This window comes from Limnohabitans planktonicus II-D5 (assembly GCF_001270065.2).
Lineage (GTDB): Bacteria > Pseudomonadota > Gammaproteobacteria > Burkholderiales > Burkholderiaceae_C > Limnohabitans_A > Limnohabitans_A planktonicus.
In genome coordinates this window covers 26,103-47,403 of the sequence record NZ_LFYT02000024.1, presented here as the reverse complement: position 1 = coordinate 47,403, position 21,301 = coordinate 26,103, and the positions used below count along the sequence as shown (strand labels likewise).

The following is a 21,301-nucleotide window of genomic DNA, read 5'->3' as shown; positions in this document are numbered from 1 at the left end:
CAAGTGCACTCAAGTCACAATCAAGCCCTTTGCAACGACACACACCGAACACACTTTCCGGCATGCACACCCTTGAACAACTGCGCAGCGGCGCACTGGCGGGCACACGCCGCCTAGATCTGTCTTGCGGCCTGACCGAAGTGCCGGACGAGGTTTTTGCCCTGGCCGACACGCTGGAGGTGCTCAACCTGAGCGGCAACCGCCTGCGCGATTTTCCGCACCAGCTGAGCCAACTGCACAAGTTGCAGGTGCTGTTTGCCTCGGACAACGAATTTGAAGTGCTGCCCGAAGTGCTGGGCGATTGCCCGGCTTTGCAAATGGTCGGCTTCAAGGCCAACCGGATTGCCCATGTGCCTGCCGCCTCGCTGCCCCCTGCCTTGCGATGGCTGACCCTGACGGACAACGCCATCGGCCATTTGCCCACCGAATTGGGCCGACGCCCCGCTTTGCAAAAGCTGATGCTGGCGGGCAACCAACTCACCGGGCTGCCCGATAGCCTGCAGGCTGCTCAAAAACTGGAATTGCTGCGCGTTTCGGCCAACCGTCTGGGCAAGGTGCCCGGCTGGCTGACCGAATTACCGCGCCTGTCCTGGTTGGCCTTGGCGGGCAATGCCCTGGGCTGGGTTTGTCCCGCAGGGTCTGACTTGCCAGGCATCGCTTGGCCCGATCTGACGCACGGCCCGCTGCTGGGCGAGGGCGCTTCGGGCCACATCCACCGCGTGCTGGCCACGGATTGGCCACACGCCTTGGCGCTCAAGCTGTTCAAAGGGGCTGTCACCAGTGATGGCCTGCCCGAAGACGAACTGGCCGCCTGTCTGGCGGCGGGCCAGCACCCGAGCCTGACCACGCCGGTGGCACGGCTCACAGACCACCCCACGCAAGCCCAGGGTTTGCTGATGCCGCTGATTCCCGCCGCACACATCAATCTGGCGGGGCCGCCCAGTCTGCAAAGCTGCACCCGCGACGTGTACCCGCCGGGCTTTCAACTCTCATCCTCTTTGGCACTGGGCATTGCCCACGATGTGGCCCATGCGCTGGCGCACCTGCACCAGCGTGGTGTGATGCACGGCGACCTGTATGCCCACAACATCCTGATGGACCCGGTGCACGGTCAGGCGCGGCTGGGTGACTTTGGCGCGGCCACGCGATTGCCCGGGGACACACCCGAGCTGCGACAAAGCCTGCTGGCGCTGGAGGTGCGGGCTTTGGGGTGTTTGCTGGAAGAATTGGCCCTTGCGGTGCAGCCCCCATCGCCAGCCTCTGCCATGACACCTTGGCATCACGAGTCAGGCACGTCCTCAACAGCAGATGACTCATCAGCCGACGCAGCCGTCCAAACCCTGCAAGCACTGGCCCGTGCCTGCCTGTCAGATCAGCCGCGTCAGCGACCCACTGCGGTGGAGGTGGCCCAAGCCCTCCAAACCCTCAAGCCTTGACGATCGTGACCTGATTCAGCTGGGCCTGCGCCTTGACCAGCGAGGGCACCATCTCGCTGCCGTAGCCCAAAGCCACGGCCGTGTTCAAGGCCTGGTGCACGCTGGTGCCAATCATGGAGGGCACTTTCACGCTCTCGGTCAGGTGCGAGTAGTAACGCAAATCCTTGGCCGCGTTGTTCAGCTCGAACTTCATCGCGCCGTAGTCGCCCTGCAGGGTTTTGCTCATCAGCTGGAACAGGCCCGAATTCACGCCCCCAGCCGAGATGACCTGCACCAGTTTGTCCAGGTCCACGCCCGCCTTGGCCCCCACCGAAAAAGCTTCGGCCGTGGCCGTGCAAATGGCCTGCGCCACAAAGTTGTTGAGCAGCTTGATGACGTGGCCAGAGCCCATTTCGCCGACATGGAACACGTTTTCGCTGTAGGCGCGAATCACGGGCTCGATGCGGGCAAACACTTCGGGTGATGCGCCCACCATGGAATTGAGCTTGCCCGCCTCGGCCTCGATGGGCGTGCGCGTCAGCGGTGCGTCCACATAAATCACGCCTTGCGCAGCACACAAGGCTGCGAGGCGGCGTGTGGACTCGGGCTCGCTGGTGGAGGTGTCGATGACGATCAGGCCCGCGCGTGCCTGGGACAAAATGCCGCCCGGCCCGGCCACCACCGCCTCGACCTGGGGTGAGCCGGTCACACAAATGAGCACCGCGTCGCATGCCGCCAAGTCGGAATAAGCGCTGACCTGCCGCGCCCCTGCCGCCAGCAAGTCCTGCACAGGCGCGGTGCGTTGGTGCACCGTGATCGATAAATCAAAACCCTTGGCCCGGATGTTCTTGGCCATGCCATGGCCCATCAAACCCGAAGCGCCGACAAATCCGATGTGTTGCATGTGAGTCTCTGGTGTGTGGTGAATGAGCGGTCATTCTGGGAGAAAGTACAGGATGGGGCTGTCGCCTGTGCAGCCGGAGACGGCCTTCAGTACCCCTGAAATCAAGCGTTCAGGTCAGCACTTGCAATCCGTGTTTTTGCACAATGTCCAGCAGCTTCAAGGCCATGCCGCTGGGCTGCTTGTTGCCGGTTTCCCACTTTTGAATCGTGGATTCGCTGGTGTTGAGGTACAGGGCGAAGACCGGTTGACTCACATGCTCACGCTCACGCAATTGTTTGATTTGATCGGGTGCCAGCAAGGTGGGGCGTGACCCAGCAAGAAGCATCCAATTGACGCAGGGTGGCCTTGTCGATCCCGCCGACTTTGAGCAAGGCTTTGGCCGATGCATGGGCCGCCTGCAGGGCATCGCTTTTGAATTTGGGTTTAGGCGTCATGACAAATCTCCAAAAAGTCACCTTCATCCAGCTTTGCTGAATTGAAGGTGTCGGGTCGGCCCTTTGAAGGATTCAATGGTCAAAGGTGTTGTCAAAGCTTAAGCGAAGACAGGGATGGCTTGTTGGGTGTGCTGCGCACCCATCGCCCACAGGGTGGGCTCCTACAAAAATTCATCCCTTGCCTGTTGCTCAAGACTTCAATGGGCCGAATCAATCGGGTGGCAGAACAAGCCGCTACAAGGCCAGCGCCGTCGTGTTCTTGACCTCTTCCATCACCGCATAAGTGCGCGTTTCGCGCACGCCGGGCAGTTGCCACAGCACGGTGCCGGCAAATTCGCGGTAGGCGTTCATGTCGGCGGCGCGGGTCTTGAGCAGGTAGTCAAAGCCCCCGGCCACCATGTGGCACTCCATGATTTCGGGGCGCACCTGCACCGCCGCCTTGAACTGCTCGAACACATTGGGGCTGGTGCGGTCGAGCAAGATTTCCACAAACACCATCATGCCCGCACCCAGTTTGAGCGGGTTCAGCCGCGCCTCGTAGCCCAGGATGAACCCTTCGCGTGTGAGGCGCTGCACCCGCGCCAGCACCGCCGTGGGCGACAGGGCCACGCCTTCGGCGAGCTTGAGGTTGCTGATGCGGCCATCACGTTGCAGCAGGTCCAGGATGCGGCGGTCGGTGCGGTCAATGTCTGGGCTTGAGGGGTTCATGCTTCACCTTATTTATGGGATGGCCTTGATTTTGGTGAATTGTTCGGCCATTCATGCAGACGATGGCGACGCATATGAAGCAAAGCCTGCTTTCTTCATGCTTTTTTCATCTGAGGTTCATGTGGGTGCTCGCCGCCCCGTCACAATCGGTGCATGTTTGGTCGACGTCTGAGTCTGGCGCTGGTTTGTCTGGCCTTGGCCGCTTTGCTGCAAGGGGCACTGGCATGGTGGGCGATTGAATCGGCTTCGGCGCAAGTGACCCGCGGAAGGGTGGCAAGTGACCTGGTCAAAGGGCATTGGCAACTGGCCGCCAGCAAGCAGCGTCTGCGCAGTTGGACCTCACAAGCCTTGTTGCTGCCCAACCCCAACCCGGCCGAGCGTGACGCACACATCAGCGACATGCGCAAAACCCTCGACAGTTTGCAAGCCTTGACCCAAAAAGCCTTGGCTCTGGACACGGACGAAGCGCGCGCGCAGCGCGACTGGCGTGATCGGCAAGACACCCTGGCGATGCTGCGGCACAGCGTGGACGAACTGGATGTCGCCTTGCGCACTGTGCGCCCATTGCCTGCTGACGCCGACCCCGCCGCCACCTGGGATGCGTTCAAACGAACGTTCGACACCTCACAAGGCCAAGATTTGCGAGAGCACGTCAGGCAAACCATTGCGCGCGAGCAAGCTGCCGAAATGCGTGAACGCAACGCCGCCGACCGCGCCCTGCTGCAACTGGCAGGGGGTGTGCTGCTGGCCACTTTGGCCATTGCGCTGCTGGCCGCCACTTTTGCGCTGTATTTCGCCCAAGCACTGCGCAGGCCGCTGAACAACCTGAACAGTGGTGCGCAAGCCCTGCAGCGAGGAGAACTTCACCACCGCATGGACGAGCGCGGGACCGACGAGTTTGCCGCCGTGGCCCACACACTCAACACCATGGCCGTGGAGTTGCAGCAACACCGCGAGCGCGAAACACAAGCCCGGCACGAACTGGAGCGCCAAGTGAATGCCCGCACCGCCGAGCTTCAAGAGGCTTTGCATGCGCTGCAGCAGGTGGATGCGTCTCGCCGCCAGCTTTTTGCCGACATCAGCCACGAACTTCGCACGCCCACCACCGCCATCCGCGGTGAGGCCGAAATCGCGCTGCGTGGCAAAACCAAGACCAGCGACAACTACCAGGACAGCCTGCGCCGGATCGTGGAGATCTCTACTCAGCTGGGGCAGGTCATTGACGATCTGCTCACCATGGCCCGCAGCGATGCCCATGCCTTGTGGGTGCAGACCCAGGCCCTGCCTGTCGCCGCACCGGTGAATGAAGCGCTTGCGCAGGTGCAGGCCCTGGCCCAGCAGCGGCAGGTGTCGGTGGTGTGGGACAACATGGCTTCGCCGGATTTGACCCTGTGGTGCGACGGCCCCCGTTTGCGCCAGCTGATGGTCTTGCTGCTGGACAACGCGATCCGCTACTCGAATGAAGGCGCACAGGTGAGCTTGCAGACCTCGACCGATGGCAAGGACTGGCACGCCCATGTGGTCGACCAGGGCATTGGCATATCGGCCGACGAACTGCCTCGCGTGTTCGAGCGGCACTTTCGCGGTGAGCAGGCACGCCGCCATCGGGCCGATGGCGTGGGCCTGGGCCTGTCTTTGGCGCTTGCGCTGGCCGAGGCCCACGGTGGAACACTCGACATCACCTCGGTCGCCGGACGGGGCACCACAGTCAGCTTGAGCCTGCCCCTGAAGCAGAGAGAAAACGCATGAACATTCTGGTGGTGGAAGACGACCGCCGCGTGGCCGACTTTCTGGAACGCGGCTTGCGTGCCGAAGGCCATGTGGTGCATGTGGCCCGCAATGGCCCCGACGGCTTGGCGCTGGCGCAGCGCGCGCACCGCGAACGCCAAAGCGCCGACCCGCCCACGGTGGTGCTGCTGGATGTGATGCTGCCGGGGCTGAGCGGGCTGGAGGTGTGTCAGAGCCTGCGCGCGGCCCGGGTGGGCCTGCCCATCCTCATGCTCACCGCCTTGGGCACGGTGGAAGACCGGGTGGCAGGTCTGCGGTTGGGGGCGGACGATTACCTGCCCAAGCCCTTTGCATTTGAAGAGCTGCTGGCCCGCATCGACGCCTTGGCCCGGCGTGCCCACAGCGAACCCCAGCTCAAAGCAGAGGCCTTGCAAGTCGACGACCTCTTGCTGGACCTGACCACCATGCGCGCTCGCCGGGGCGAAAAGCCGCTGGACATGACCGCCCGCGAACTGGCTTTGCTGGAGTTGCTGATGCGCCACCCCGGGCGTTTGTTCAGCCGAGAACGCATTTTGGCCAATGTCTGGGGCACCCATGAGGACCCGCTCACCAATGTGGTGGATGTCTACATCCGCCGCCTGCGCAGCAAGATTGACGAGGGGCAGGGCCGCGCCCTGATCCACACGGTACGTGGCTTGGGGTATCGCTTGGAATGATCCTAGAAAACGCAGTTGAACGCGCCCGAGGGTGCAGCCATGGGGGGCAATGGCCAGGCGCGAGGAGGCCGCAGGCTGCACCCCTGCAACGACGAGCAACGCCGCCAGTGCCCCCCAGGGCTGTGCCATCGGGTGCGTAGCGGGATTACCCACAAGGTGAGCGTCTTCGTGCTCACAGAATTCAGAATACATCAGGGTTTCCAGCGGGTTCAAAGCGGTCAACTGCGTTTTCTAGGTTCAACCCAGACCCAATAAATTGGCGGCGCTTTTGTCGTTGGTTTCTGCGTTTTGCAAAAGCCGCATTTGCATTTCAAATTGACGGGCTGCATGAATCATTCCGACCATGGCTTCCACAGCGTTCACGTTGGAGCCCTCGAGCACCCCCGTCTCCATGCGTGCCGTGGCGTCGGCTGGCAAAGATGCCCCATCTGGCATTCTGAATAAACCATCTGCTCCTCGAAGCAAGCGCTGATCGGGTTCCGGGGTGGCCAGTTTGAGCCGCCCCACAACGACGCCCGTTTGGCCCGCAACTTTTGCCGTCACAGTTCCATCGGTGCCGATGCTGGGTTCTGCATGGGCCGCCATATTCAGCGGTGCCCCCGAATCGTCGAGCATGGGCAGACCTTGGGCATTGACCAGGGCACCCTCTGCATTCACATGCATGGCACCAGCCCGCGTGTAGGCCTCAACACCATCAAGGCCTTGCACAGCAAACCAGGCACCCCCTTTGGCCATCGCATCCAGGGGATTGCCCGTCGATTGCGCCAGGCCAGGTGTGTCGGCGTAACCCGCTGTGGTTTCGAGTGCAAAAACACGCGTGCTGGGGCCCTCACCTTCCAAGGGAACTGAGCGGTAAGTGGAAAATTCAGAACGAAAACCAGGCGTGGAAACATTGGCCAAATTGCTGGCCAGCACGCTTTGCCTTTGCATCGCGGCGTTGGCACCGGACATGGCGGTGTAGATCAATCGGTCCATGGTGAGACTTTCCGTGTCTGATCCATCAACGCAGATTGACCAACGTGGACATGACCTGGTCTTGCGTCTTGAGCGTTTGAGCGTTGGCTTGATAGGCCCGCTGCGCCGTCATCATGTTGACCAACTCGGCCGTCAGGTCCACGTTGGACTCTTCCAAAGAACCCGATTGAAGGCTGCCGAAATTCTCGCTGCTGGGCGTGCCTTTGACCGGTTTTCCCGAAGAGGGGCTTTCTATCCAATTGCCGCCAACGGTGGAGACCAGCCCTTGTGAATTGTTGAATTTGGCCAAGACCAACTGGCCTTGCGATTGACTCTTGCCGTTGGAGTAGCGCGCATAGACGCTGCCATCGGGCTCAATCGACACGCTGTTCAAATTGCCTGCAGCGTAGCCATCTTGGCTCAGCTTGCTGACGGAAAAACGAGCGGCCAACTGGGTCAGGCCTTTCAGGTCAACCGATGCATGGATGTCGGTTGTTTTGTCAGCTTCTTTGAATGGAATGGTCGGCAAGGCAGGTGTTGCTGATTTAAACGATCCATCATTGTTGAAAGTGACCGTGCTCAGCAAATTACCAGCAGCCATTGCAAATGGGGTGGCGTTGTCCACCTGATAGTGAACTTCCCATGAGTTGGGGATTGCTGGGGCCGATTTGACAAAATACAAATTGACAGGTTTGGCTTCACCCTGGCTGTTGTACACATCGAAGGATGAACTGTAGGTGGTGTAGGCCGGTGTATTGGTGGCTGTGTCATACGCAGGCGCTTGCGCATCAAGATTGACTTTGGCCGTGATGGCAGAAGTTTTTTGACCCACAATGCCTTTATCAAGAGGCACAGTGATGGCTGAGGGTGTCCGGCCTACGACAGCCCCAGTGGTCGGATCGGTTTTGAAGCCCATGACCTTCGCACCCTGTCGGTTCACGAGTTGCCCATCTTTGTCAATTTGCAAACTGCCCGCGCGGGTGTAAGTCGTGCTGGCGTCGGCCATTTCCAATTGCAAAAAACCATTGCCATTGATGGCGACATCCAGCGCGTTGCCGGTGGCCGAGACATTGCCCTGCAAGAATTGCTGCGAAACAGCGCCCACTGCCACACCTTGCCCTGCGAACAGGTTGCTGCTCGAACCCGTGGCCGAACCCACCATTTGCGAAAAATCGGTGCGCGAAGATTTAAATCCAGTGGTGTTGGCGTTGGCCACGTTGTTGCCAATGACATCGAGATTTTTGCTGGCCGCATTCATGCCAGACAAACCGTATTGAAAACCCATGAATGACTCCTTGACTGTTTGGAATTAATAAACCGACTTGATGTGTGAATAGCTCACATCACCGCTGTTTTGCAGCCTGAACGACAAACCCGCTGCCGTGCTGTTTGCGGTCGAGACCACCTTGTCATAGGCCATCGTTTGGGCTTGAACAGCTTGGCCCAATTGACTGGCTTTGATTTTGAAATGCGTGCCTTGCGGAAAATCACTGGCGTTCAATGAAAAGTCCTGACGCCCTGCATTCATAGGTCCCAAATCTTTGCTGCCCACTTTATGACCCGCTGCATTGAAGACCTCCAGCTGAACTTGCTCCGCGCTGCTGGCAAGCTCAAATGCGCCACGTGACACGCCTGAGGCTTGTGCAGACAGGCGGTCGCCGTTGACCAGCACATCACGGCCGATCATCTGCAGACCTTGCAGGCTATGTGAGGCCTGCATTTGCCCGGTCATCAGTTCAATGCTTTGCTGCATTTTTTGAATCCCCGTGACGGTGTTGATCTGCGCCATTTGGGAGGTCATCTGCGCGTTGTCCATCGGATTCATGGGGTCTTGGTTGTTCAGCTGTGCCACCAACAGTTTTAAAAAACGGTCCTGCATTTCGGCGCCGCTTTGCGCCCTGCTGGGAGCCAAAGGAGCAGCTGCAGGCGTGCTTGCATTGAGACTGGAGACGCTGGCGATCATGGTGTGCTCTTTTGGAAAAAGTTCATTGGCCCATTTGCAGGGTTTTGAGAAGCAAGGTTTTGGCCGTGTTCATGACTTCGACGTTGTTTTGATAGGCCCGTGAAGCTGAAATCATGTTGACCATCTCTTCGATGGGGTTCACGTTGGAGTACGTCACCATGCCCTGGGCATCTGCGCTGGGGTGACTGGGTTGATGGTTCTTTCGGCTCGGTTCATTGCTTTGAACAATGTCGCTGACTTGAACCCCCACCGTGGCGTCAGAACCCATGGGGATCGACTGAAACATCACTTGACGCGCCTTGTAGGCTTGCCCATCTGGGCCCGCCACGGCATCGGCATTGGCCAAGTTGCTGGCCACCACGTTCAGGCGCTGCGACTGTGCGCTGATGGCGCTGCTGGAGACTTGAAAAATTGAAAGCATGGACATGGCTGTTTTCCTTCAGAGTCATTGCCCTTGAATGGCACTTAACAGCGTTCGCACTTGACCATTGATGAAGCGCAAAGTGGCTTCGTAGTGCAATGCGTTGTCGGAAAAACTCGCACGCTCGCGGTCCATGTCGACGGTGTTTTTGTCTGCACTGAGCTGGCTGGGCATGGCGTAGAGCTCCTGCGTGCTCAGCACTGGGGACCGAAAGGGCATGTGGGCCGCATGCGTTGACTGCACGCCAGCGCCTGGTGCTGCGCCTTGGCCAGTGGCTTCCAACAGTTTTTGCGTGAAATGAAATTCACGACCGACATAGCCGGGGGTGTCGGCATTGGCGATATTGGAGGCCAGTACCTGTTGCCTTTGCGATCGAAGCAACAAGGCTTGGCCTTGGAAGTCCAGATTTGTCATCATTTGTGCAAGCATGTCTAAATCCTCGTTGCGCTCTAGTATCAAAATTTTTGTGAATTTCATTGCTTTGAATACATCGGTTTTTCTCCTTCAGTTCAAGCTTTTCAATGTCTGATGTGCGCCTACATTTCCAGGGTCTTCGCACGCCAGCACCGCCTTGATGGCGCACTTGTTTCATGAAAACCCTTGAGGAGTTCGCCTTGAATTGGATTTACAAAAACACCACCCTGGCTGCCTTGGGTTTGTATGCTTGCTTGAGCACGGCACAAACAGACAATGACTGGCGTGCGTTGACGCAAAGCTGGATCGCGTCTGAACTGCAATCGAGCAAGTCAAAACTTCCGAAAAATTTGCGGATGGACATTCAAGTCGGCCAGTTGGACACCCGACTGAGCTTGAGCCCCTGTGAAAAGGTCGAACCCTTTTTGCCGGCTGGCACGGTGCTGTGGGGGCGCTCGCGCATCGGCTTGCGCTGTGCTTCGCACGATGCGCGTTGGCAAGTCTTCATGCCCATCACCATCAAGGCGTATGGCCCGGCATTGACTGTGGTCAGGTACTTGCCTGCGGGCACCTTACTCACATCTGAGCATGTTCAAGAAGCTGAGGTGGATTGGGCAGCCAACGCTTCTCCGATCGTGCTGGCCAGTCAGGACTGGCTTGGGAAAAGCTTGTCACGCAATGTGTCCATGGGCGAGGCCTTGCGAGCCTCCCTGCTCCAGTCCCCCCCCGCTTTTGCAGCAGGCACCAAAGTCAAGTTGCTGTTGCAGGCCCCTGGATTTGAACTGGCAAGCGAGGGCCAATCTTTGAGCCCCGGAAAATTGGGGGAGCCAATTCGTGTGCGCTTGGACAACGGTCGGATCGTCACAGGCAAGGTGGTGGACGAACGAACAGTCTGGATACCTTTTTGAATTATTTTTCAAATCGTTCCACAAAAGACCTAAATCAGGACTGCGCATGGCCGATAAAGGGGCATAGGTGCGCAAGTCACTTGGAGAAATCATGAAAATCACCCCACTGTCAGAATCTCACGCGACAAGCAGTTTGCCCACCAGCAAAGTCGAGGCGGCTGGCAGCGGCAAAACCCCCGCCACAAGCAAAAGTTGGGTGGTCTCTTTGTCCAGTGCAGTGCAGTCCATGGCCCATGTGGACACTCTTGCCGGCGTGATGAACATGGCCAAGGTCGATTCCGTTCGAGCCGAGTTTCAGAAGGGCACTTTTCGGGTCAACCCGGAGGTGATTGCCGATAGGCTGCTTGAAGGCACACGCGAACAATTGCGGAGGCAAGCTTGAAGCAAGCGATAGATTTTTTGGCTGAGGTGAACCGTTCAGTGGGTGAAAGCGCCTGTGCACTTCGCAAGGCTGAACCTCTTTTGCTCCTCAAGTCATCCGAGGCCTTAAGTCAAATGATGACGAAATGGCACAGGTCTGAGCTGGATGGTCAAGGAACTGCTCCACTCAAAGACAAGCTGTCTCATTTAGAAATTGTCATTGAGCAATTGAAGCTTCAACAAAGCCATTTGCAGCAACAAAAAGCACAAGTTGAGAAACAACTGAAAGTACTGCTCCCAGATTGGTCCAATGGGCTGTATGCCAATAGCTCAGGCCAGCGCGCCGCCGCTACAAGCCCAAGCACATCTGTTCACGCATGACTTGTTTTGCAGTTTGACGCGTCATTGGCCTAGGGGCCTGTTCACGAATTGCCTCTTCAAGGCTCTTGGCCAATCCGGGAAAAAATTGTCTGATGCCATGGGTGTGGGCACGACACGCCTGAATCCGTGACTTGCTCGACCCCAAGCTGCAGCCCCTGCGCAATCGGCTTGATGCACATGATCAAGCCAATGGGCCGAAGCCCCAACGCCGTGCTGGCACAAAGAGCCCACGCCGCAGAACTGCCGCAGTTTCATGTATGGCAAGCTGGGCAAAGCGGCCACACGCCCAGCCAAGTCGCCGTCATCAACGCCCGGGGCATGCCGCCGTCCCAAGCCCTGCCACCAAACGACTCATCGGCCAATAAGACAGCGCAGGCAACCCCTTGTGGAGCGACGGCCCGCTGCAGGCCAAAAACCTGTGCCGGTTAAATGACCAAAGCGCCCCCACCGTGGTGCTGTGCGACGTCGATTTTGGAAACCTGACCGACCACGACAAACGCAAACTCTTCGTTGGGCTGCCCCGTGCTCAAAAGCGCGTGGACATGGTGCTCAGCGACACGGCGGCCCGGGCGCTGGCTGGCTTGTCTGCAATGTGGTGCTGCATTTTGCTGGCTGGGTGCCGAGCACGCCAAGGCGACTCTTGCACAATGCGAGATCAATGGACAAAAATGGGACAACACGGATGTGGCATGGGGCGTTTCGTCTGCAAGCTTGGCAGCGCCTGACTGATGAGCGCATGGCTTCGAGGCGATGCGAACGCAACCCAGCCCCATGGTCAAGCACCCACCCAACAGCCCCGCTGCACAAGGGATGAAAGCCATCACTCCAAAAGACAATCGAACGTTTGATGACCGGTTCGCCGCACCATGACCCAACAACAGCACCACCCCCACTCAAGCCCTCGCCAAATCACCCTTCGTGGCCTCGCCTGTGCGTGCCTCGTGCTGCTGGCCTCTTGCTCGACACCCGCTCCGCTCAACCCAGCGCCTGCAATGCCGGACAAAATCACGACTGCAAAGCCGGTACCCGCCAGCGTCACCACCTTCAGTTCGCCCAGTGGGCCTCCCTTGGCAGCAAGGGTCTGGGCCAGTACTCAGCCACAACACATCGTGCTGGGCGTGCATGGCTTTAACGATTACAGCAAAGCCTTTGCCCCCCTCGCCCAGCACCTGGTGGCCGAACTGCAAGCCACGGTGTACGCCTACGACCAACGCGGCTTTGGTGGCAACCCCCAACCGGGCATTTGGCCAGGATCGCCCACACTGCTGGCAGACTTGCGCCACATCGCATCCCAACTTCGCCAGCGCCACCCCGGCCTGCCCCTGACGGTGGTGGGCGAAAGCATGGGCGGTGCGGTCGTGTGGGTGGCCGCCAGCGAAGCACCCGGATTGGCCGCCGACCAAATCATCCTCAAAGCCCCCGCCGTCTGGGGTGCGCAAAGCATGCCCTGGTACCAACGCCTGAGTCTGTACACCATGAACCTGCTGGTGCCTGACATGAGCTTCACCGGCCGGGGCTTGCCCTCGCTGGGCATCCGTCCCACCGACGACCCCGAAGTCTCACGCGACTTGAGCCGCGACCCGCTGTTCATCAAAGCCACCCGTGTGGGCAGCCTGGCCGGAGTGACCGAACTCATGGGCCGCGCCCAAAGCCAAAGAGTCCTGCCACCCCAACGCACCCTGGTGCTGTACGGCCTGCGCGACCGCATCATCCCGCCGCAACCCGTGTGCGATTGGCTGACGCACCTGAACACCGCGGTGACCAAGCCCGGTGCGACCGATGTCGTCGTGTACCCGGATGGCTGGCACCTGCTGACACGCCAACTGCGCACCCGCGAGCCGCTGCAAGACATGGCCCGCTGGCTGCAAAACATCCCCTTGCCCCACCAGCAAAGCACGGCGCAGGCGCAACAAACGGTGTGTGGACGAGGCTGAGTGCAACATCACCGCCAAGTCAACCCACCACCACCTGGCGCTCCTATGTGCCTTCTGATTGATTCGGCCCGGTGAAGTTTTCACTGCTCAAAGATGTTGCAGATCGGCGGTCGAAGACCCTGACATGGGCCTGCGCCCAAACCCATCCTGTCGGACTTTGCGAGTGGCGACCTGCGAGATGACTTTTTTCAAACATTTCAAACTTCAGCGTGCCGGACCCATAACCCAAGCCCAAACGCGCTGACTGTATCGGCTGCTCCTGGCTCAATCGCCTCGGGCTGAAACACCTGCTCACCCGCTGCTGCCAAAGCCCCACGCGTACTGGTCGCGCAAAAACTCGCTGACCACGCACAACCTCAAGCGCTGCAATTGGGGGGCAACGACCGCCGCACGCGCCAACACCTTGGCCGTGATTTGCGCCGCCAACAGAGGGGCCAGCTGCCGTGTGGATGGCCCCGGCCACGCCCGAGTCAAAGCGCAAATTGGCATTGGCGCTGTTGACCACCGCCTTCATGTCGGAGTGCTTGAGGATGTGGCCAACGATGACTTCGATCTTCATGGGTTTTCTCCTGCGAATACCCGATCTTGCGGACTGGCGGGCTCCAGTCGCGAGCTTCAGCCCCCTGCTTTTTTCAGACGCACATCGAGGCAAAGGCCTCAATGCTGATTCGTCTCACCCCACCATCGCCCACATCTCCAGCGGAGACACGCCAATCGCCCCCCTGGCCTGCGCCTGCGCCAGCAGCTCGCGGTCTTCGGTGACGACCAGCCGGGTGGTTTGGGTACCGCGATACATCTCCGATTGCAAGCTTTCCAGAATCCGGCCGTCGGCGCGGTCAGCGCCTTGCCCCCCAGAAAACCACACCCGCAGGTTGTCGGTTTCGCTCCAGTGTTGCTCGTCCGGGCCGTCGAACCAGATGTCCGCTTGCAGTAGCGGGTGCAAGGTGGCGAGGGTTTTGACCCGATCAATCAGCAAGTCGCGGGCTTGGGCATTGGGGCCCTGCCCCGGCTTGAAGTAATGGGCCCCGATGAGGGGTTTGAGCTTGGGCAGGAGGTTGTGGCCGTCGATCAGCAGGCGGCAAGGCCGTGCGTGCAGCAGGCAATCGGCCAGGTGCTGTGTGGGGGTGAAGGGCGGTGGCGTGTCTTTGGGGTTGGGGTGGTGCGCGGCATAGATGGCCATGGCCTGACGGTCGACGAGCGCATAGGCTTGTTGGCACACGGGCAGGCTCCAGGCTTCTGCCAGCATGGTGCGTTCCAGCGCTTTTTTATGGCTTTGCAGGGCGTCGATGTCGTGCAAGGTGTGCAGGGTTTGGGCCCATGCGCGCAGTTGGGGTGATTGCGGCTGCAGGCTGGTTTGGTTCAAGCGGGCTTCGGTGGCGTCGATGTGGGTGGACAGCACCCGGATTTCGTCGGCCAGCTGAGGCAAGGGGCGCAGGGCTTCTTGTTGCGCGGTTTGGAGCGCGGCCAGCAGGCTGCGGGCCTGGGCGAGTTCTTCGGCAACTCGAGCGCGGGTGCCGTAGCGTTGGTCTTGTTGGGATTGTCGATCCAGCAGTTGCCGGGCGCGCTCCAGCGCATTGTGGCTGGCGGGCAAGCCCTTGGCCAGGCTTTCGCTGGGGGCTAGCCAGGGGGCTAGGCGCTGCTGCAGTCCGTCGGCAATGCCTTGCGCGATGCTGTTGCGCCATTGGCTTTGCAGGGCGCTCAGGTCGCTGCTCAGAACGTTGGCGCGGCTGGTCTGCCCCGCCAGGTCGGTGCTGATTTTGCTGTTCAGGATTTGCAGCCTGTCGCGTTCGCTGGCCAGCGCATTGCGCTCTTTCTGGATTTGACGGTAAGGCGTGCTGGAAATGATGTCTCGCTCTTGCTGCTCTTTGCTCAGGGCGGGCGCGGCCTGGGGTGCCGGTGCGCGTGGGGTGCGGACTGCGGGCGCTTGGTAAGGCTCGCCTTGCAAAACCGGGCGCAGGGTATCGAGCAGCGGTTTGAACCGCTGCTTGAAGGTGTCTTCTTCTGGGGGCTTGGCTTTGGTGAGGTCTTTGGCAGGCTTGGCCAGTTCAGCGTGGGCCATTTTTCGAACAGTTTCGCGGGCATCGAGCAGCATGGCCGTGAGGATGGGCAAACGGCCAAAGTGCGCCACCAGCGCGGGCAGGCCTTGTTGCAGGGCCTTGCTGCTGAGCACGTCTACCAGCGCTTCCGACAAGGTGGCTGTGCGCAAGATGTCAAGAATGGGCGGCGGCGGCGATTTGAGTTGCAGCTTGGCCTGCACGCGTTGGCGCAGCATCTCAACATTGGGTTTGTCCTGCTTGAGGCCTTTGAGCAAGTCCGGCATTTTGCGGGCACCCGTGATCAAAAGGGCATCGGGCATGGCGTCGATGGCGGCTTTACAAAACGCCTGCATGTCTTCGTCCAGCGGGTAGTCGTCAAGGGTCATGGCGGTATGGGGTCAATCCGGGTGCGGGCATTGTGACGGCAAAAATCCCATGCTGCGGTGCACTTGGGTGCCGGTGTGAACCATTGGGGCTTTGCAAATGCAGGTCAAGCGCACAATCAAGCGCACAATCAAGCGCGCCGGGCGTGCGCTTGGGCAATGAGGTGCCAGACCGGCATCATCACGTAAGCCTCATCGTGCAGGCTGTCGTCATAGCGGCCATAGCGTTCTTGGGCAAACGCCATGGCGTAGACCGTATCGGCCCCGTGCGCCAGGAGCATGGCGGTGATTTCCTTGAATTTCTGCAAATCGGGCTCCTCCAGCATGTTGTCAGACACTCTGAACAGCACCATGCTCAGCACCGTGACCGGCTGAAGGCTGCCATGGTCCTGGCCCATGGATCGGACGTGGTGAATGTCTGCCCCCGCTTGCAGGCATTGTTGAATTTTCAAAAGGTCGGCATCAGCCACCGCATCGAGCAATTCTTCGTTGAGTTCATGATCGGTCATGCCCCGACAGTAACAGCCGACAGCTTGGGTTTGCAGCTCAGAAAAATCACAGGGGTCAATTTTTGGGGTATTGCGTATTGGGTATTTCCGAAAAAAAACCATACCTGGCTCAAACCCCATCAAGCCATTGATTCGGCTCTGTGAAGTTTTCAATGCTCAAAAATGTTGCAGGTCGGCGGTAGAAGACCCCGACAGGGGCCTGTGCCCAAACCCATCATGTCGGACTCTGCGAGTGCCGACCTACAAAATGGCACGTCTCACACATTGACGTTGCTGGTCGACGGTCGAAGACCCCGTCAGGGGCCTGTGCCCAAACCCATCATGTCGGACTCTGCGAGTGCCGACCTACAAAATGGCACGTCTCACACATTGACGTTGCAGGTCGGCGGTAGAAGACCCCGACAGGGGCCTGTGCCCAAACCCATCATGTCGGACTCTGCGAGTGCCGACCTACAAAAGCTTTGCCCGTTGAATACTTCACAGGGCTGGATCGATGAAAGACAACTTTCCCAAACGGAACAGATTTGCCAAAAATGACCCGCAAGATTATGATTTTTTTCTTTTAAACAGCGAAAATCATCATCATGAAAAAATTATCATTTATCTTCATTGCCTTGCTCAGCACCTCGGTTTGGGCCCAAGACGCCACATGCACCGCCGCTGTGGGCGAAAAGAAACTGGCAGGCGCAGCCAAGACATCGTTCCTGAAAAAATGTGAAGCCGACGCCACCGCCAAATGCGAAGCGGCTGCTGCCGAACGCAAACTGGCTGGCGCCGCTAAAACCAGCAACATCAAGAAATGTGTCAAAGAAGCTGTGGGCGAATCTCAGTAATCAGGCCTGAGTGCAGCCCCTTCATCCGGGGCGCACCATCTTGCAGCTGGTGGGCATGCGAGCCTGTTCGGCTTTGATCTGGCGCACCACCTTGAAGCCGTAGCCCGAGCCTTCCACATCAAACGGCACGCCCGGCTCACCTTGGCGCGCCATCACGCCAACCGCCAAGGGTTGTTGAAACTGGTGGTCTTCAGCGCGCATGCTGCCGGTTTGCCCAGCCAGGCTGACCTGGGCTTTTTCCAATGCCAAGGCCAGGGCCACCGGTTCGGTGCTGCCCGCGCGCTCTATGGCCTGCGCCAGCGCCTCGATCATGAGTTGCATGCGCAGGTGCGCATAGTCTTCACTCGGCTTGGGAAAACGCTGACGGAAGGACTGGTAAAACTGCGCGCTGGCTTTGCCCGGCACATTGGGCAGCCAGTCGGCCACCGCAATCACCCGGCCAACCCCAGCCTCGCCGATGGCTGCAGGGGCACCCAGTGCATTGCCGTAAAAGGTGTAGAACTTGCCTTCGTAGCCCGCCTCTCGCGCGGCCTTGACCAAGAGTGTGAGGTCGTTGCCCCAATTGCCCGTGACGACGGCCTGTGCGCCGCTGGCCTTGATTTTGGCGGCGTAGGGCAAGAAGTCTTTGACCCGGCCCATGGGGTGCAACTCTTCCCCCACGATCTTCACATCGGGGCGCTGGTCGGCCAGTTGGCGCTTGGCTTCGCGCAGCACGGCTTGGCCAAAACTGTAGTCCTGACCGATCAGGTAGGCCGATTTGACGGACTTGTCTTCACCCAGGACTTGCATCAAGGCGGTCATGCGCATGTCGGCATGGGCATCGAAGCGAAAGTGCCAGAAGCTGCATTTTTCGTTGGTCAGTGCCGGATCGACGGCGGCATAGTTCAAAAACAGCACGCGCTTGCCCGGTTCGCGTTCATTGTGTTTGTTGATGGCATCGATCAAGGCGGCAGCATTGGCGGATGAATTGCCTTGCATGACAACCAGCGCGCCGTCGTCAATGGCCGACTTGAGGGTCGACAGGGCTTCTTCACTTTGCCCTTTGCTGTCGTAGCGTTCCAGTGCCAGGGGTCGCAGACCTTGCGCAGTTTTGACCCCTCCCCGCGCATTGACCCGCTCAACGGCCCAGGCGATGTTGCGCACCACGGCTTCGCCGGTGTTGCCAAAGGGGCCGCTCAGGCCTTCAATGAGTGCCAGCTTGATGGGGGCCGGGGATTGTGCTCCTGCGCTCAAGGCCAACAAAGACAAAGCGGTCGTCAACAAACAACGGCGGGACAAAACGTGAAACGGGGCCAATAAACGCATCAAACAATTTCCTTTCAGCGCCGCTGTATGGAGTTCAAAGCGGTGCAATGGGTTGAAAAAAAAGCCCGGACTAGCCGGGCTTTGGGCTGAAGGCTGAACTTCAATCAGGCGAAATTGGCTTCCGCGAAAGACCAGTTCACCAACTTGTCGAGGAATGTCTCAACGAACTTGGGACGCAGGTTGCGGTAATCGATGTAGTAGGCATGCTCCCACACGTCCACCGTCAGCAGGGCTTTGTCGGCGGTGGTCAGGGGGGTGCCAGCAGCGCCCATGTTGACGATGTCCACCGAGCCGTCGGCTTTTTTGACCAGCCATGTCCAGCCAGAGCCGAAATTGCCCACGGCGCTCTTGACGAAGGCTTCTTTGAAAGCGGCGTAGCTGCCGAACTTGGCATTGATGGCATCAGCCAGCGCGCCTGTAGGCTCGCCGCCGCCTTGGGGTTTCATGCAGTTCCAGAAGAAAGTGTGGTTCCAGATTTGGGCCGAGTTGTTGTAAACGCCGCCGCTGGATTTTTTGATGATCTCTTCGAGGGACATGCTCTCGAATTCGGTGCCTTTTTGCAGGTTGTTCAGGTTCACGACGTAAGCGTTGTGGTGCTTGCCGTGGTGGAACTCCAGGGTTTCCTGGCTGTAGTGAGGGGCCAGCGCGTCAATCGCGTAAGGCAGTGCGGGCAAGGTGTGTTCCATGAGGGATCCTCTAGTAGGTACAGGTTGAAAGAGAACGCATGGATTTTAGAGGCTGAGTGGCCCCCCTTCGCATTCAGGGTATTTGACCTCAAGAGACTGCAACCGCACAGTGAGTCAGCGCACAGTTATCGGACGCAGCGAGTGCCGACCTACAGAGGCATGTATGCGTAGGTCGGTGGTCGAAGACCCCGACATTTGGCCTGATTGACCACCGTCGCCTGCAACCAGCGGTTTGTGACACGCGTGCATCGTCGGACTCTGCGAGTGCCGACCTACAGGGGGCATGTATGCGTAGGTCGGTGGTCGAAGACCCCGACGTTTGGCCTGATTGACCACCGTCGCCTGCAGCCAGCGGTTTGTGACACGCGTGCATCGTCGGACTCTGCGAGTGCCGACCTACAGAGGCATGTATGCGTAGGTCGGTGGTCAAAGACCCCGACGTTTGGCCTGATTGACCACCGTCGCCTGCAGCCAGCGGTTTGTGACACGCGTGCATCGTCGGACTCTGCGAGTGCCGACCTAGAGGGGGCATGTATTCGCAGGTTGGTGGTCGAAGACCCCGACGTTTGGCCTGATTGACCACCGTCGCCTGCAACCAGCGGTTTGTGACACGCGTGCATCGTCGGACTCTGCGAGTGCCGACCTACAGGGGGCATGTATTCGCAGGTCGGTGGTCGAAGACCCCGACGTTTGGCCTGATTGACCACCGTCGCCTGCAACCAGCGGTTTGTGCCACGCGTGCATCGTCGGACTCTGCGAGTGCCGACCTACGGGGCGGGTGGTAGGTCGGCACTCGAAGAGTCCGAGCCTCTGGAATCACCGATTCGACCGAACCGTGAGCGGCACGTCGCCGTCAGCCAAGGTGGCCCGGACGTTTTGACCTGGCTGAAACTGGGCCACCTGGGTCAAGGCCTGGCCGTTTTCATCGCTGAGCCAGGCATAGCCGCGCTCGAGCACGCGGTGTGGATCGACCGAAGACAGGCGCAAGGCGGCAAGTTCCAGGCGCTGGCTGCGCTGCGCCACTTGGCCCTGGCTAAAGCCCAGGCGGTCATTCAGGCGTTCTAACTGGTGGCGGCTGTTGCCCAAGCCGCTTTGCGCCCCTGCTTGCAGTCGGTGCGCCAGCCGGTCCAGCCACTGGCTGTGCTGCCCCAGCAGGGCTTGGGGGCGACTCAGGCGGGCGGTGATGGTGCTCAAGCGCTGTGCCTGGCGCTCTTGCTGGCGTTGCAGGCCGACGCCCCAACGGGCACCCAGGCTGCCCAACTGCTGCGATTGCCGGTCATGCTGGCGTTGCAAGCCGTGCCCCAGGCGCGTGGCGAGGCCATCGAGCCGCTGGGCCTGGCGGTCTTGCTGGCGCAGCAGGCCACGGCTGAGTCGGTGTTCGAGCACGGACAGGCTTTGCAGCCCCACGCCCCGGTCAGGCGCGGCCATCTCTGCAGCGGCCGTTGGGGTGGGTGCCCGCACATCGGCCACAAAGTCGGCGATGGTGAAGTCGATTTCGTGACCCACGCCGCAGATGATCGGCACCGGGCTTTGGGCCATCACGCGGGCCAGGGTTTCATCGTTGAAGGCCCACAAGTCTTCCATGGAGCCACCGCCGCGCACCAGCAAGATCACGTCCACAGGCGCGCTCATGGGGTTGTCCTCTGCCGTGAGGGCATACATGTTTTGCAGGGCTTGCACCAGTGTGGCGGCGGCCCCGTTGCCTTGCACCAAAGCGGGTGCCATGAGCACCGGAATGTGCGGCACGCGCCGCTGCAAGGCGGTGACCACGTCGTGCCAGGCGGCGGCACCCAGCGAGGTGACCACGCCAATGGCGCGGGGCTGCCCGGGCAATGGGCGTTTGTGCACCGGATCGAACAGGCCTTCGGCCTCGAGCTTGGCTTTGAGACGCAAAAACTGCTCGAACAAGGCCCCCTGCCCGGCCCGCTCCATGGATTCGACCACCAGTTGCAGATCGCCCCGGGCCTCGTACACGCTCAATCGGCCCCGCACCTCGACCAGTTCACCGTCTCGGGGCGAAAAGTTCACCAGGCTGGCGGCCCGCCGGAACATGGCGCAGCGGATCTGGCCTGTATCGTCCTTGATCGAGAAGTAGCAATGCCCGCTGGCTGCGCGCGAGAAGCCCGAAATCTCGCCCCGAACAGTGACGGGATTGAATTGCGCATCCAGCGTGTCAGCCACAGCGCGGCACAGCGCCGAAACCGTCCACGCACGGGGCGTCAAATCATCAAAATGTGCCATGGGACCTTATTTTTCAAGGGTTTCGAAACGTTTTTCTGCGCAAAAGCGCATGCAGCGTGCACCAAGTA

Annotated in this window: 23 protein-coding genes; 8 read left to right on the top strand and 15 right to left on the bottom strand. The window is 59.8% G+C overall.

The genetic code is table 11. From position 1 onward, the window contains the following. Positions 1 to 62 precede the first annotated feature (62 nt). Entirely contained in the window at positions 63 to 1,436 is a 1,374-nt protein-coding gene (locus H663_RS36040) for a leucine-rich repeat-containing protein kinase family protein (RefSeq protein WP_053173219.1), read from the top strand. Here H663_RS36040 and H663_RS36035 read toward each other — a convergent pair. The 4 genes from H663_RS36035 to H663_RS36025 form a co-directional block, all read right to left on the bottom strand. Next, positions 1,426 to 2,319 carry an NAD(P)-dependent oxidoreductase gene (locus H663_RS36035; protein WP_053173217.1) on the bottom strand — a complete coding sequence of 298 codons (894 nt, stop codon included), beginning with the start codon at positions 2,317 to 2,319 and terminating at the stop codon, positions 1,426 to 1,428. The genes H663_RS36040 and H663_RS36035 overlap by 11 nt on opposite strands. Before the next feature lie 109 nt (positions 2,320 to 2,428). Beyond that, positions 2,429 to 2,617 (bottom strand): helix-turn-helix domain-containing protein, encoded by a 189-nt coding sequence (locus tag H663_RS42545; RefSeq protein WP_420844061.1) that lies wholly within the window; start codon positions 2,615 to 2,617, stop codon positions 2,429 to 2,431. Beyond that, positions 2,583 to 2,753 carry a hypothetical protein gene (locus tag H663_RS42540; RefSeq protein WP_420844060.1) on the bottom strand — a complete coding sequence of 57 codons (171 nt, stop codon included), beginning with the start codon at positions 2,751 to 2,753 and terminating at the stop codon, positions 2,583 to 2,585. The genes H663_RS42545 and H663_RS42540 overlap by 35 nt, the downstream gene beginning before the upstream one ends. A gap of 234 nt (positions 2,754 to 2,987) precedes the next feature. After that, on the bottom strand, positions 2,988 to 3,461 hold the full coding sequence (locus H663_RS36025; protein ID WP_053173213.1) for an Lrp/AsnC ligand binding domain-containing protein: 474 nt from the start codon (positions 3,459 to 3,461) through the stop codon (positions 2,988 to 2,990). Between the two features lie 153 nt (positions 3,462 to 3,614). Here H663_RS36025 and H663_RS36020 point away from each other — a divergent pair, with 153 nt between their 5' ends. Then, positions 3,615 to 5,210 (top strand): sensor histidine kinase, encoded by a 1,596-nt coding sequence (locus tag H663_RS36020; protein ID WP_053173211.1) that lies wholly within the window; start codon positions 3,615 to 3,617, stop codon positions 5,208 to 5,210. Next, positions 5,207 to 5,905, top strand: a complete 699-nt coding sequence (locus H663_RS36015) for a response regulator transcription factor (RefSeq protein WP_053173209.1) — start codon at positions 5,207 to 5,209, stop codon at positions 5,903 to 5,905. Before H663_RS36020 ends, H663_RS36015 begins: the two co-directional genes overlap by 4 nt. Before the next feature lie 237 nt (positions 5,906 to 6,142). On the opposite strand, the gene H663_RS36010 is transcribed toward H663_RS36015, so the two are convergent. The 5 genes from H663_RS36010 to flgB are packed head-to-tail and all read right to left on the bottom strand — an operon-like array spanning position 6,143 to position 9,672. Beyond that, positions 6,143 to 6,880, bottom strand: coding sequence for a flagellar basal body rod protein FlgF (locus tag H663_RS36010; protein WP_053174660.1), 738 nt, complete (start codon positions 6,878 to 6,880; stop codon positions 6,143 to 6,145). 25 nt (positions 6,881 to 6,905) lie between these two features. Next, positions 6,906 to 8,144 (bottom strand): flagellar hook protein FlgE, encoded by a 1,239-nt coding sequence (gene flgE / locus H663_RS36005; protein WP_053174657.1) that lies wholly within the window; start codon positions 8,142 to 8,144, stop codon positions 6,906 to 6,908. 24 nt (positions 8,145 to 8,168) lie between these two features. Continuing rightward, on the bottom strand, positions 8,169 to 8,822 hold the full coding sequence (locus H663_RS36000; protein ID WP_053174655.1) for a flagellar hook assembly protein FlgD: 654 nt from the start codon (positions 8,820 to 8,822) through the stop codon (positions 8,169 to 8,171). Between the two features lie 22 nt (positions 8,823 to 8,844). Further along, positions 8,845 to 9,249: a flagellar basal body rod protein FlgC gene (gene flgC / locus H663_RS35995; protein ID WP_053174652.1), complete on the bottom strand. Its 405-nt coding sequence runs from the start codon at positions 9,247 to 9,249 to the stop codon at positions 8,845 to 8,847. Between the two features lie 18 nt (positions 9,250 to 9,267). Next, a complete protein-coding gene (gene flgB / locus H663_RS35990) occupies positions 9,268 to 9,672 on the bottom strand; it encodes a flagellar basal body rod protein FlgB (RefSeq protein ID WP_053176817.1) in 405 nt (134 codons plus the stop codon). Between the two features lie 185 nt (positions 9,673 to 9,857). Here flgB and flgA point away from each other — a divergent pair, with 185 nt between their 5' ends. The 4 genes from flgA (at position 9,858) to H663_RS35965 (ending at position 13,240) form a co-directional block, all read left to right on the top strand. Further along, entirely contained in the window at positions 9,858 to 10,565 is a 708-nt protein-coding gene (gene flgA / locus H663_RS35985; RefSeq protein WP_165803937.1) for a flagellar basal body P-ring formation chaperone FlgA, read from the top strand. 91 nt (positions 10,566 to 10,656) lie between these two features. After that, positions 10,657 to 10,947 (top strand): flagellar biosynthesis anti-sigma factor FlgM, encoded by a 291-nt coding sequence (gene flgM, locus H663_RS35980; RefSeq protein WP_053174647.1) that lies wholly within the window; start codon positions 10,657 to 10,659, stop codon positions 10,945 to 10,947. Then, positions 10,944 to 11,306, top strand: a complete 363-nt coding sequence (locus H663_RS35975; RefSeq protein WP_053174644.1) for a hypothetical protein — start codon at positions 10,944 to 10,946, stop codon at positions 11,304 to 11,306. Before flgM ends, H663_RS35975 begins: the two co-directional genes overlap by 4 nt. Positions 11,307 to 12,298: 992 nt before the next feature. Next, positions 12,299 to 13,240 carry an alpha/beta fold hydrolase gene (locus H663_RS35965; RefSeq protein ID WP_053174638.1) on the top strand — a complete coding sequence of 314 codons (942 nt, stop codon included), beginning with the start codon at positions 12,299 to 12,301 and terminating at the stop codon, positions 13,238 to 13,240. A gap of 291 nt (positions 13,241 to 13,531) precedes the next feature. On the opposite strand, the gene H663_RS41685 is transcribed toward H663_RS35965, so the two are convergent. The 3 genes from H663_RS41685 to H663_RS35950 all read right to left on the bottom strand — a co-directional run bounded on the left by H663_RS41685 (position 13,532) and on the right by H663_RS35950 (position 16,168). Further along, the gene (locus H663_RS41685; protein WP_165803936.1) at positions 13,532 to 13,714 is read right to left on the bottom strand and encodes a hypothetical protein; all 183 of its coding nucleotides are present in this window, start codon (positions 13,712 to 13,714) and stop codon (positions 13,532 to 13,534) included. A 199-nt stretch (positions 13,715 to 13,913) separates the two neighbouring features. Then, positions 13,914 to 15,662, bottom strand: coding sequence for a hypothetical protein (locus H663_RS35955; protein WP_053174635.1), 1,749 nt, complete (start codon positions 15,660 to 15,662; stop codon positions 13,914 to 13,916). 128 nt (positions 15,663 to 15,790) lie between these two features. Next, a complete protein-coding gene (locus H663_RS35950) occupies positions 15,791 to 16,168 on the bottom strand; it encodes a hypothetical protein (protein ID WP_133240052.1) in 378 nt (125 codons plus the stop codon). Positions 16,169 to 16,752: 584 nt separating this feature from the next. Here H663_RS35950 and H663_RS35945 point away from each other — a divergent pair. Then, complete coding sequence (locus H663_RS35945; protein ID WP_053174626.1) at positions 16,753 to 17,001, top strand: hypothetical protein; 249 nt, start codon at positions 16,753 to 16,755, stop codon at positions 16,999 to 17,001. Between the two features lie 21 nt (positions 17,002 to 17,022). Here the strand turns inward: H663_RS35945 and H663_RS35940 are convergent, their stop codons facing one another. The 3 genes from H663_RS35940 to xseA all read right to left on the bottom strand — a co-directional run bounded on the left by H663_RS35940 (position 17,023) and on the right by xseA (position 21,233). Continuing rightward, complete coding sequence (locus tag H663_RS35940) at positions 17,023 to 18,306, bottom strand: branched-chain amino acid ABC transporter substrate-binding protein (protein ID WP_053174620.1); 1,284 nt, start codon at positions 18,304 to 18,306, stop codon at positions 17,023 to 17,025. A 104-nt stretch (positions 18,307 to 18,410) separates the two neighbouring features. After that, on the bottom strand, positions 18,411 to 18,992 hold the full coding sequence (locus H663_RS35935; protein WP_053174617.1) for a superoxide dismutase: 582 nt from the start codon (positions 18,990 to 18,992) through the stop codon (positions 18,411 to 18,413). 816 nt (positions 18,993 to 19,808) lie between these two features. After that, positions 19,809 to 21,233, bottom strand: coding sequence for an exodeoxyribonuclease VII large subunit (gene xseA, locus H663_RS35930; RefSeq protein WP_053174614.1), 1,425 nt, complete (start codon positions 21,231 to 21,233; stop codon positions 19,809 to 19,811). Between the last annotated feature and the right edge of the window lie 68 nt (positions 21,234 to 21,301).

Excerpts from the sequence above, each read along its gene's own strand:
- flgE (WP_053174657.1), bottom strand. The coding sequence starts at position 8,144 with ATGGGTTTTCAATACGGTTTGTCTGGCATGAATGCGGCCAGCAAAAAT.
- flgC (WP_053174652.1), bottom strand. The coding sequence starts at position 9,249 with ATGTCCATGCTTTCAATTTTTCAAGTCTCCAGCAGCGCCATCAGCGCA.
- flgB (WP_053176817.1), bottom strand. The coding sequence starts at position 9,672 with ATGCTTGCACAAATGATGACAAATCTGGACTTCCAAGGCCAAGCCTTG.
- H663_RS36035 (WP_053173217.1), bottom strand. The coding sequence starts at position 2,319 with ATGCAACACATCGGATTTGTCGGCGCTTCGGGTTTGATGGGCCATGGC.
- flgM (WP_053174647.1), top strand. The coding sequence starts at position 10,657 with ATGAAAATCACCCCACTGTCAGAATCTCACGCGACAAGCAGTTTGCCC.
- H663_RS36015 (WP_053173209.1), top strand. The coding sequence starts at position 5,207 with ATGAACATTCTGGTGGTGGAAGACGACCGCCGCGTGGCCGACTTTCTG.
- H663_RS36000 (WP_053174655.1), bottom strand. The coding sequence starts at position 8,822 with ATGATCGCCAGCGTCTCCAGTCTCAATGCAAGCACGCCTGCAGCTGCT.
- H663_RS42540 (WP_420844060.1), bottom strand. The coding sequence starts at position 2,753 with ATGACGCCTAAACCCAAATTCAAAAGCGATGCCCTGCAGGCGGCCCAT.
- H663_RS35965 (WP_053174638.1), top strand. The coding sequence starts at position 12,299 with ATGCCGGACAAAATCACGACTGCAAAGCCGGTACCCGCCAGCGTCACC.
- H663_RS36040 (WP_053173219.1), top strand. The coding sequence starts at position 63 with ATGCACACCCTTGAACAACTGCGCAGCGGCGCACTGGCGGGCACACGC.
- H663_RS35940 (WP_053174620.1), bottom strand. The coding sequence starts at position 18,306 with ATGCGTTTATTGGCCCCGTTTCACGTTTTGTCCCGCCGTTGTTTGTTG.
- H663_RS35950 (WP_133240052.1), bottom strand. The coding sequence starts at position 16,168 with ATGACCGATCATGAACTCAACGAAGAATTGCTCGATGCGGTGGCTGAT.
- H663_RS35955 (WP_053174635.1), bottom strand. The coding sequence starts at position 15,662 with ATGACCCTTGACGACTACCCGCTGGACGAAGACATGCAGGCGTTTTGT.
- H663_RS35935 (WP_053174617.1), bottom strand. The coding sequence starts at position 18,992 with ATGGAACACACCTTGCCCGCACTGCCTTACGCGATTGACGCGCTGGCC.
- xseA (WP_053174614.1), bottom strand. The coding sequence starts at position 21,233 with ATGGCACATTTTGATGATTTGACGCCCCGTGCGTGGACGGTTTCGGCG.
- H663_RS36025 (WP_053173213.1), bottom strand. The coding sequence starts at position 3,461 with ATGAACCCCTCAAGCCCAGACATTGACCGCACCGACCGCCGCATCCTG.
- H663_RS36020 (WP_053173211.1), top strand. The coding sequence starts at position 3,615 with ATGTTTGGTCGACGTCTGAGTCTGGCGCTGGTTTGTCTGGCCTTGGCC.
- H663_RS35945 (WP_053174626.1), top strand. The coding sequence starts at position 16,753 with ATGAAAAAATTATCATTTATCTTCATTGCCTTGCTCAGCACCTCGGTT.
- H663_RS36010 (WP_053174660.1), bottom strand. The coding sequence starts at position 6,880 with ATGGACCGATTGATCTACACCGCCATGTCCGGTGCCAACGCCGCGATG.